9 protein-coding genes are annotated in these 10,338 nt (G+C 61.3%); 4 read left to right on the top strand and 5 right to left on the bottom strand.

Annotated elements, in window-relative coordinates:
- Positions 1-543: 543 nt before the first annotated feature.
- Positions 544-3,051 carry a PD-(D/E)XK nuclease family protein gene (locus B3V69_RS09605; protein ID WP_296445995.1) on the bottom strand — a complete coding sequence of 836 codons (2,508 nt, stop codon included), beginning with the start codon at positions 3,049-3,051 and terminating at the stop codon, positions 544-546.
- Positions 3,052-3,198: 147 nt separating this feature from the next.
- Between B3V69_RS09605 and trxA the strand changes: the two genes are divergently transcribed.
- From trxA to B3V69_RS09585, 4 genes are all read left to right on the top strand, one after another.
- Positions 3,199-3,531 (top strand): thioredoxin TrxA, encoded by a 333-nt coding sequence (gene trxA / locus B3V69_RS09600; protein WP_296445993.1) that lies wholly within the window; start codon positions 3,199-3,201, stop codon positions 3,529-3,531.
- A 204-nt stretch (positions 3,532-3,735) separates the two neighbouring features.
- Complete coding sequence (rho, locus tag B3V69_RS09595; RefSeq protein ID WP_296445991.1) at positions 3,736-4,998, top strand: transcription termination factor Rho; 1,263 nt, start codon at positions 3,736-3,738, stop codon at positions 4,996-4,998.
- Positions 4,999-5,098: 100 nt separating this feature from the next.
- A complete protein-coding gene (locus B3V69_RS09590; protein ID WP_296445989.1) occupies positions 5,099-5,386 on the top strand; it encodes a type B 50S ribosomal protein L31 in 288 nt (95 codons plus the stop codon).
- 81 nt (positions 5,387-5,467) lie between these two features.
- Positions 5,468-7,180: a hypothetical protein gene (locus B3V69_RS09585; protein ID WP_296445988.1), complete on the top strand. Its 1,713-nt coding sequence runs from the start codon at positions 5,468-5,470 to the stop codon at positions 7,178-7,180.
- A gap of 15 nt (positions 7,181-7,195) precedes the next feature.
- Here B3V69_RS09585 and phoR read toward each other — a convergent pair whose 3' ends face one another.
- The 4 genes from phoR to B3V69_RS09565 form a co-directional block, all read right to left on the bottom strand.
- Positions 7,196-8,605 (bottom strand): phosphate regulon sensor histidine kinase PhoR, encoded by a 1,410-nt coding sequence (gene phoR, locus B3V69_RS09580; protein WP_296445986.1) that lies wholly within the window; start codon positions 8,603-8,605, stop codon positions 7,196-7,198.
- 45 nt (positions 8,606-8,650) lie between these two features.
- On the bottom strand, positions 8,651-9,373 hold the full coding sequence (phoB, locus tag B3V69_RS09575) for a phosphate regulon transcriptional regulator PhoB (protein ID WP_296445984.1): 723 nt from the start codon (positions 9,371-9,373) through the stop codon (positions 8,651-8,653).
- Positions 9,370-10,071 carry a phosphate signaling complex protein PhoU gene (gene phoU / locus B3V69_RS09570; RefSeq protein ID WP_296445982.1) on the bottom strand — a complete coding sequence of 234 codons (702 nt, stop codon included), beginning with the start codon at positions 10,069-10,071 and terminating at the stop codon, positions 9,370-9,372. Before phoU ends, phoB begins: the two co-directional genes overlap by 4 nt.
- Before the next feature lie 9 nt (positions 10,072-10,080).
- The coding region (locus B3V69_RS09565) for a phosphate ABC transporter ATP-binding protein (protein ID WP_414707500.1) at positions 10,081-10,338 on the bottom strand (258 nt) is incomplete at its 5' end.

Below are 10,338 nucleotides of genomic sequence, written 5' to 3'. Positions count from 1 at the left end.
TTTCAAAGGTTGCAGATTGACTTCCAAAAGACCAATCTTGGCACTCGATGCCGTTACCAGAAAGTGGGAAGTCCCTTCGTATTCCCCCCGCCCCTCTCTCGCCCCGCCGGGCGAAAGAGGGGAGCCTCATTTGACCCCTGGCCTTCGGCAACGGGGAAATCGGGGAAGGTTGCGACTGCGGTAGCGCGCTACGGCCCAGGGAAACGGTTGGGGCTGCCCCCACCACCGTGGCACGGCACCGGCTGCCGCGAAGCGGCTGCGACGAAACCGACGAGGCCGAAAAACACGTCGTGCGCAGGTGCCTTCGTCCCTCAACGGCCTCCGGCGCCCAAAGCCTGGGGCATAAGACCGTTGCGCTCAGAAAACAGCCGCATGCCGCAGCGGGGGTCTTAGCCCGAAGACCAGAACCGAGCGCCATCGGACCGATCCCGGTAAACGCGTTGCCGGCGCGCAGAAGCAAAATGAGGCTCCCCTCTTTCGCCCGGCGGGGCGAGAGAGGGGCTGGGGGAGTGAGTGGGGGAAACCAACCAAAGCCGAGTTCAATCACATCGTTTCCCAAAAATCTTTACGACAAAGCCCGCGCGCAGCGCAAAACTCACAGGCTTTCCCCTCGCCCAGAGCAGGCATCGGCGCCCCGCCAGCAATACGCGCCATATCCGAGGCAATACCTTCCAGCAAGTGGTCGCGCAAACTCACGATGTCGGCTTGCACATAGCTGCGGGTGGCGTCCTTCTCGCCCACGTTGACATAGGCGCCAGCCAGCGTGTCGTCCGTCAGCAGGGCTGCATAAAACGCGAGCTGGGTGTCTTCCAGCGACTGCTTGATGCGCTGGGCCGTGGTGGCAGGCGCCTCGGTTTTGTAATCGATCACCAGGGCGCTGCCGTCCGCCAGACGGTCAATGCGGTCGATCTTGCCGACCAGCGTCAAGCGGCCCAGCGGGGTTTCTTTCCAGGCTTCGGCCTCGCTGAAAGTGGCGCCGCCGGCCTCGTGCGCCGTCAGCCATTCCAGGTAGCCGGCGCGCACCCGCGGCCAGGCGGCGGCGAAGGGCAGGAATTCACTCTGAGACAAACCCAGCGCACGCGTTGCCTGCTCGGCCGCTATATTTATCATAGCTACTCGCGCAATAAAATCAGGGGCTGGCGCCTTGTTTAATGCTTCATGAAAGAGTTTGAGCACGCTGTGCAGCCAGTTGCCGAAGTCGCGCTTGCTTAAGCTCAGGTCCAGCTCATCGGACTCTTGCAGCTTGAGCTGGCGCAGCGCAAAAAAGCGGTACGGGCAGCGGCGCAGGTCTTCATAGGCGGTGCTGGAGAGCCGGCTCAGCGGCAGCGCATCGCCCTGCGGGCGGGGCATGACGCAGGGCTGCGGCGTCAGGGCGCGCAACACGCTGGGGTCGGGTGCCAGCGCGGGGGCTTGATGCAGCATGAGTTCCTGCACGAAGCCGCTGGCCATCAGATGCTCGCCGCCTTCACTCAGGCGCCACAACACGTCAACGTGGGGAAACTGCAAGGCGTAGTGCCAGGCAGCACGGGCCGCAGCAGCCAATTGCTCGCGCGAAGGCAGTCCGAGCAGCGCGCGCTGATCCGGCGTCCACAGGCCGGGCGGCTCGGGCGACACCGGCAGGCGCACCTCGTCGCAGCCGGGCAGCACCACGGCCGCCAGCGGCCGGCCCAGCAGCTGGCTCAAGGGCAGGATCACTACTTGCGCGTTCGCGGGCGGCTCCGGTGAAAAGCTCTTGTCTTCCAGCGTCTGGCTGATCCAGGCCGTGAACTCGCTCTGGCTCATGCGCGCCGTCACATCCGCGAACTCCAGCTCTGCGCCGTCGCGCAGGCGCAGGGCGTCCAGCACGGCCTGCCCGGCGGCGTCTTGCAACAAGCCCGGCCATTGCCCCGCGCTTTGCAGGGCAGCGCGCAGATCGGCCAGCCAGCGCGTTAGCGGCCGACTCGATTGCAGGGTGTCGCGCAGCGCTTGCACCGGGATCGCCAGCGCCTCGCCAGCGGGCACCGCGCGCCAGTCGCGCACACCGAGACGGCGCCAGCTCACCTCGGCCTGCGTCACCGCATGTGGCTCGAACGCCGGGGCGTTCTTGAGCCAGTCCAGCACCGCATCGGTGCTGGCGTCCCACACCTGCGCCCGCAGCAGGCTCATCAGTGACGCCGCGGCCCGCGTGGTGGAGAGCTTCCAGCCGGTCTCGTCACGCACCGCCACGCCACGCTGGCCCAGCATAGCGTGCACGCGGCGCGTCAGCACCCGGTCCTGCGCCACCAGAGCGACCGGTGTACGTCCGGCCGCCACATGCGCCAGCACACAAGCGGCGGCACGATGCGCCTCGTCTTCGGCGTCAAGAGCGGCGTGCAAGGCCACCGTGCCGGGCGCGCCATCCGCATCGGCTTCCACATTGAGAGGCAGTGCCATCACCCGCTCACCCAGACGCTGCTTCAAGGCCTGGGCCATGGGTTCGGTCTGAAAACCTTCCAGCACCACCAGCAGGTCAGGCGTGGCAGAAAAAACCGGATCGCTGGCGTAGCTTGAGCTGGCCGCCCAGGCCAGCGCGATGCGCGCCGTGGCGACCTCCAAAGCCAGCACCGGGGACTCCATGCCGGTGGCCAGCAGGGTGCCCAGGTGCGCGCCCCAGGGCACGCGCGCCACGGGCGGCAGGGCAGCCGCGACCCGGGCCAGGCTCCAGGCGGCCTCCATCAAGCGCCCGCTCAGCACGTTTTGATGGGACGACAGTCCGGTGCGCGACAGCATGGAGGCAGCCGTCAACACGTCGCGCGCGGCGTCCAGCCGCACATCGTCGCCGCTGGGCTCAAAGCCGCCCAGACTGCGGGTCCAGTTCATGGTGGTTTCAAAACGGGGCAAGAAATGTGCTGGTGCCTGCACGCTGTCGCCCCTGAGCCAGGCGGCACGGGCTTGCTGCATCAGCTGCGCATAAGGCAGCAGCACCACGACACGCGATGGATGCAGTTTTTGGCGCGCCATCCCGGCCCGGATCTGCCCCATCACGCGATCCCAAGCCCGGTCGGCATGATGGTTTCTTGCTATTTCAATCATAGGATGCGCGCAATCGGTCGGAGGGCTTGGTTTCTGTCACAATTTCCCCACTTTACCTGTTACCGACTACCAAGCTGAAACTTTGCGGGACAGACCGCAGTGACGCAAAGCGAACCAGCTCTGTCCTCAACCCATCAAGGAGAAATCATGGCCAGCGAACTTATCAAACATGTGACCGACGCGTCTTTCGAAGTCGATGTTCTGCAATCCGTCCAGCCGGTGCTGGTGGACTACTGGGCCGAGTGGTGCGGCCCGTGCAAGATGATCGCGCCCATCCTGGACGAAGTGTCCACCACCTACGAAGGCAAACTGCAGGTGACCAAGATGAACGTGGACGAAAATCGCGACATCCCGGCCAAGTTTGGCATTCGCGGCATTCCCACACTGATGCTGTTCAAAGGTGGCCAGCTGGCTGCGACCAAGGTCGGCGCCATGAGCAAGGCCCAAATGACGGCCTTCATTGACCAGCAATTGGCCTGAACGCCAGCAAGCTGACTATTTCCCGCAGTCTTGACAACGCGTCAGGACTGCATTTTTTCCTGTCATAATTACGTCAGTTCACCAACTCCCATCCCGAGTTGGTTCGAGTTCCCGGTTTAGAACCTTGAGGTTGAGGCTACCGACTCGCCTCACCCCAAACCTCTCCCCCCGTATTTAGTTCAACTCCCCGACAAGGGTCATTCCATGCACTTAAACGAACTCAAGGCACTGCACGTGTCGGAAGTCCTCAAGCAGGCCGAAGAGCTTGAAATTGAAAACACCGGCCGCATGCGCAAGCAGGAGCTGATGTTCGCCATCATCAAGAAGCGCGCCCGCACCGGCGAGCAAATCATCGCTGATGGCGTGCTGGAAATCTTGCCCGACGGCTTCGGCTTTCTGCGCAGCCCCGACACCAGCTACACCGCTTCTACAGACGACATCTACATCAGCCCGAGCCAGGTACGCCGCTTCAATCTGCATACCGGCGACATGATTGAAGGCGAAGTGCGCACCCCCAAAGACGGCGAGCGCTACTTTGCCCTGAACAAGCTGGACAAGGTCAACGGCGGCGGGCCCGAGGACAACAAGCACAAGGTGATGTTCGAGAATCTGACGCCTCTGTTCCCCAAGGTGCAGATGAAGCTGGAACAGGACATCAAGGGCGAAGAAAACATCACCGGGCGCGTCATCGACATCATCGCCCCCATCGGCAAAGGCCAGCGCGCCCTGATCGTGGCGCAGCCCAAAAGCGGCAAAACCGTGATGATGCAGCACATTGCGCACGCCATTTCTGCCAACTACCCCGACAGCTATCTGATGGTGCTCTTGATTGACGAGCGCCCGGAAGAGGTGACCGAGATGCAGCGCACCGTCAAGGGCGAAGTGATTGCGTCCACATTCGATGAACCTGCAGCCCGCCACGTGCACGTGGCCGAGATGGTGATCGAGCGCGCCAAGCGCCTGGTCGAGCTGAAAAAAGACGTGGTGATCCTGCTGGACTCCATCACCCGCCTGGCGCGCGCCTACAACAATGTCGTACCTTCAAGTGGCAAGGTGCTGACCGGCGGCGTAGACTCCAACGCCCTGCAGCGCCCCAAGCGCTTCCTGGGTGCCGCCCGCAACGTGGAAGAAGGCGGCTCGCTGACCATCATCGCCACCGCGCTGGTCGATACCGGCAGCCGCATGGACGAGGTGATTTTTGAGGAATTCAAGGGCACCGGCAACTCGGAAATCCACCTGGACCGCCGTCTCTACGAAAAACGCGTGTTCCCGTCGATCCAGCTCAACCGCAGCGGCACGCGTCGCGAAGAGCTGCTGCTGGCCCCCGAAATTCTGCAAAAAACCCGCATCCTGCGCCAGTTCCTCTACAACATGGACGAAGTCGAGGCCATGGAGATGGTGCTCAAGCAGATGAAGGCCACCAAGACCAACAGCGAGTTCTTCGACATGATGCGCCGGGGCGGCTAGGCTATAATTGACGGTTTTACGCGACAAGTACACCGGGTTTTGAATTGCGCAATGGTTTGCCCAAGGATCCGACGCGGCTAGCGCAACTGATGGAGAAGATATGAAAGAAGGCATTCACCCCAATTACCGCGAAATTTGCTTCATGGACTTGTCCAATGGATTCAAATTCGTGACCCGCTCTTGCGCCAACGCCAAAGAGATGATCAAGATGGAAGACGGCCGCGAGCTGCCGCTGTACAAGCTGGATACCTCCAGCGAGTCCCATCCTTTCTACACCGGCACACAGAAATCCGTGGATAACATGGGTGGCCGTGTTGAGCGCTTCCGCAACCGTTTCGGCAAGACCAAAGCGGCTGCAGCAGAAGTCGCAGTGCCAGCAGCCGAATAAACTGGCAAACGCTTCTCGCAAAAGGCAGCCCGGGTTACCGTGCTGCCTTTTTTATTTTCCCATTTCCCCCAGCATCCCAGCGTGAATCAACCCACCCCCGCCATCGTTGCCCAAGGTGCCGTGCGCCGCTTGCCACGCGTCGCACTGCTGTTGTTCTGCATCGCCTACGTGCTGCCGGGCTTCCTTGGCCGTGGACCCTGGAAAAGCGCCGACATAACGGCCTTTGGCTACATGGCCGAGCTAGCGCGGGGGGGGGCAAACTGGTTTTCACCACAACTGATGGGCTTGCCGCCCGAGGTGGACGCACTCTTGCCCTACTGGCTGGGCGCTTGGGCCATGCAGCTCGCACCGGCCTGGATTGCGCCGGATTTCGCCGCGCGCATTGCTTTTGTTTTGTTGCTGACGCTGACCCTGTTTGCCACCTGGTACGGCACTTACTACCTGGCGCGCAGCCCCGAGGCGCAACCCGTTGCATTTGCCTTCGGCGGCGAGGCTCTGCCACCGGACTACGCGCGCGCCATGGCAGACGGCGGCCTGCTGGCGTTTATTGCGTGCCTGGGTCTGGCCCAGCTGTCGCACGAAACCACGCCAGCACTGGCCCAACTCTGTTTTACGGCTCTGTTTTTCTATGCGCTGGCCGCCTTGCCTTATCGCACCGTCATACCCGCCATCGGCGGTGTGCTGGGGCTGAGCGGCCTGGCCTTGTCGGGCGCACCTGCGGTGGCCGTCCTGTTCGGCACCGGCAGCGCCGTGATTCATCTGCTGGATCAATCCCCCGCGCCCGAGGCCACACGACAGAAGGCTTATCGGGCCGCTGGCATTGCGCTCCTGACCATGTTGGTGGCGCTGCTGGCCAGCTGGCTGGATTTGTGGCGCTGGCGTATCGAGCTGCCCGAGGCGAGCTGGGCCGAGTGGCGCAGCCTGGGGCGTCTGCTGCTGTGGTTTACCTGGCCCGCCTGGCCGTTGGCGCTGTGGACCTTGTGGCGCTGGCGCCGTCAGTTGGTTCGCGGTGGGACGCCCAGCCGACATCTGGCGCTGCCATTGTGGTTCGCAGGTGTTGCGGTGGGCGCCACGCTGACCACCGCATCGGCTGACCGGTCCTTGTTGCTGGCCTTGCCGGCGCTGGCGGCGCTGGCGGCATTTGCCTTGCCGACGCTGGAGCGAAGCGTTGCAGCCTTGATTGACTGGTTCACGCTGATATTTTTCTCGGGCTGTGTTTTTACCATCTGGGTCGTCTGGATCGCCTTGCAAACCGGGGTGCCCAGGCAACCCGCCGCCAACGTCGCGCGGCTCGCACCGGGGTTTGAGCACAGTTTTTCTTTTGTTCCTTTTTTGATAGCTATTGCAGCAACACTGGCGTGGGTTTGGCTCGTAAAATGGCGTGTCGGTCGGCATCGCGCCGCGATCTGGAAAAGCCTGGTCTTGCCGGCCGGCGGCGCGGCCCTGTGCTGGTTGCTGCTGATGACCTTGTGGCTGCCGCTGCTTGATTTCGCCCGCAGCTACGCACCTTTGGTGCATCGCACGATGGCCGTGTTACAGCGGCCAGACTGTGTTGAAGAACATGGACTGAGTCGGGGCCAGATTGCGGCCTTCCAGTTCCATGGCCATCTGCTGGTGAAGCCAGTCGGATCACCGGCCAGTTGCCCCTGGCTGATCGCGGACAAGGACGCGTTGACAACGGGTTCCCCCTCCATTGATCCCAAGCTTTGGACCTTGCACAGTACGGTGCACCACCCGTCCGATCGGGATGAAGACGTCCTGATCTACAAACGCCGGGACCAGCGGGGGTCTTGAGGTTGGATCGGCCGTCTACATCAGCGTGTTGCTGGCATTTTCTGCGGCGGACAAACTGCCGGACGCGTCAAGCGGGCTCGCCAACATCGTATCCGGGCAAGGTCTGACGCGGCTGGCTGGAAAAAGGATCGTGAAAATGGAGCCTTTGCCGGGCGTGCTTTCAATTTTCAACTCGGCGCCATGGCGCTGCGCCACATGCTTGACGATGGCCAAACCCAGTCCGGTGCCGCCGGTGTCTCTCGAACGGCTGCGATCAACCCGGTAAAAACGCTCCGTCAGGCGCGGAATATGTTCGGGGGCAATGCCGGGGCCGGTGTCCTGAACCGAAAACTCAGCCCGGCCATCGGGCAACAAAAGCGCCCGCACATGAATTTCACCGCCAGTCGGCGTGTAACGAATGGCATTGCCCACCAGATTACTCATGGCACTGAGCAATTCATTCGACGCACCGGCAACTTCACCCGGCAGCAAGGAATCAAATACAAGCCTGTGCAAACGGTCCGATAACGGATTCAGCACGGCAGACAAAGCACGCCCTTCCTGCTCCAGCTGTCGCATGAGCACCGGCATGGGTATCCAGTCAGAGGTTCCCGGCGGTGGTCTGCCCTCCAGGCGCGAGAGCGTGAGCAGATCACTGACGAGCGTCTGCATGCGGTCCGCCTGCTGGGCCATCAAGGCCAAATAGCGCTCCCGCTCCTGCTCGCTCAAAGGCAAGGTCTGCAGCGTCTCCACAAATCCGCCCAGCACCGTCAACGGAGTGCGAATTTCATGGGACACATTGGCTACAAAATCACGGCGCATGGCCTCTGCCTGCTCCAGTGCTGTGACATCGCGTGACAGCAGCAGCCGCCGCCCCTCGCCATAGGGGTGTAGATGAACTGACAGCTTGACCGGCCTCGCGGGTGTGCTTTCACGCCCCGGCATGACGAGCTCATTGCGGTAATCATGACTTGCAAAATAATTTGCAAAACCGGGATCACGAACCAGATTGCCAAAATGCTGAAGCATGTCGCGCTGGGCATCAAAACCAAAATGAGCAGTGGCCATCTGGTTGAACCACTCTATTCGCCCCTGTGAATCGAGCAGTACCACGCCATTGGGCGATGCCTGAAATGCCGCCAGAAAATCCTGCAGCCGATTCTGGCTTTCACGCGTCATTTGTTCCCGAGCCCGAATCAAGCGCCTGGCACGGTCCGACACTTCGCCCCACAAACCGGTGCGCATGGCGACATCGGAGGCATCACCGACACGCAACCAGCGTAATAAGCGCATGCTGCGAGACAGGTCAACCAGCAACCATCCCAGTCCACCCAAGACGATACCCACGAGTGCGCCGGTCTGCGCAGCCGCTGGCGACGCCACATACCAGCCCGCCAGTCCTCCCGCAAACTGGCACAAAAAAAAAGAAAAAAATCGCCAAAACATGGTCAGGTCATTGCTACTGACAAACAGTCTGCAGGTATTTTTGGGTTAAACACTGACCTGCGAAGGCGCCGCCAGTGCCGATTGCGCCGTCAGACGGTAGCCCGCGCCTCGCACTGTTTCTATCATCTGGCCGGCGTTGGCACCCAGGGCCTCCCGCAAACGTTTGACATGGACATCCACCGTACGTTCTTCAATGAACACATGGTCGCCCCAGACCTTGTCCAGCAACTGCGAACGGCTGTGCACGCGCTCGGCATGCTTCATCAGGTAATGAAGCAACTTGAACTCGGTGGGTCCCAGTTTCAACATCTGATCGTTGAACGACACCCGGTAGGTTGACGCGTCCAGCGACAAGGCGCCGATGGACACGACACCGCCCACCTGCTCGGGTGCGCGCCGACGCAGGACGGCGCGCACCCTGGCCAGCAATTCTTTGGTCGAAAACGGTTTGGCGATGTAGTCATCGGCACCGGCGTCCAGACCCGCGACCCGGTCTCCCTCGTCGCCACGGGCGGTCAGCATGATGATGGGAACACTCTTGGTACGGGGGTTCGCGCGCCAGCGTTTGGCCAGCGACAAGCCGCTCTCGCCGGGCAGCATCCAGTCCAGCAGGATGACGTCAGGCAACACCGCATCCAGCTCGCGCTGTGCCGTCGCGCTGTCCATGGCCCACGTGGGCTGAAATCCATTGTGGCGCAGGTTAACGGCAATGAGTTCGGCAATGGCCGGTTCATCCTCGACAATCAGAACGCCTGGCTGGTGTCTCATTTCACCACCGATTCAATCTGTTCCATCGAGGTGTGGCGAACGTCAGCACCCTTGACCACGTAAATGATGAATTCGGCAATGTTTTTGGCATGGTCGCCAATCCGTTCAATCGCTTTGGCAACGAAGAGCAGATCCAGACTCGGCGAAATCATGCGCGGATCTTCCATCATGTAGGTAATCAGCTTTCGAACGAAACCGTCGAACTCAATGTCGATCAAATCGTCCTCCTTCAGGATGGACACGGCCGCCGCGGTATCGAGTCGCGCAAATGCGTCGAGCGCCTTTCGCAACAAACCAGAGGCCATATCCGCCGCCACTCTCAGTTCAAGCGATGGCAGCGAACGGGGCGAACCACTCTTGATGATGGACCGCACCATGCGCGCGATTTTCTCGGCCTCGTCGCCGACACGTTCCAAATTGGCCGTGGTTTTTGAGATGGCAATCAACAAGCGAAGGTCCCGTGCCGTCGGCTGGCGGCGCGCGATGATGCTGGACAGTTCACGGTCGATATCCACTTCCATCGCGTTCACGCGCGCCTCGGTTTCCGTGACCTGATTCGCCGCATCAACACTGAACTGCGACAAGGCATAAATTGCTTGTCGAATCTGCGACTCAACCAGCCCCCCGAGCTCCATGACCCGGTTTGAGACCGCGCTGAGTTCGCTGTCAAACTGCGTGGAAAGATGTTTTTCAGGCATGTCGTCTCCTTAACCAAAGCGGCCGGTAATGTAATCTTCTGTTTCCTTGCGCGTGGGCTTGAAAAACATCTGCTCGGTCGAGCCAAACTCCATCAAGTCGCCAAGGTACATGTATGCGGTGTAATCACTGCAGCGCGCCGCCTGCTGCATGTTGTGGGTCACGATGACCACCGTGTAATCACTCTTGAGTTCCGTGATCAATTCCTCGATTTTGGCGGTGGAGATGGGATCCAGCGCCGAGCAGGGCTCGTCCAGCAGCAAAACCTC

Source organism: Rhodoferax sp. UBA5149 (genome assembly GCF_002413825.1).
Taxonomy (GTDB): Bacteria; Pseudomonadota; Gammaproteobacteria; order Burkholderiales; family Burkholderiaceae_C; genus Rhodoferax.
The sequence above is the reverse complement of the archived record's forward strand: the minus strand, read 5'-3'. Positions and strand labels throughout refer to the sequence as shown.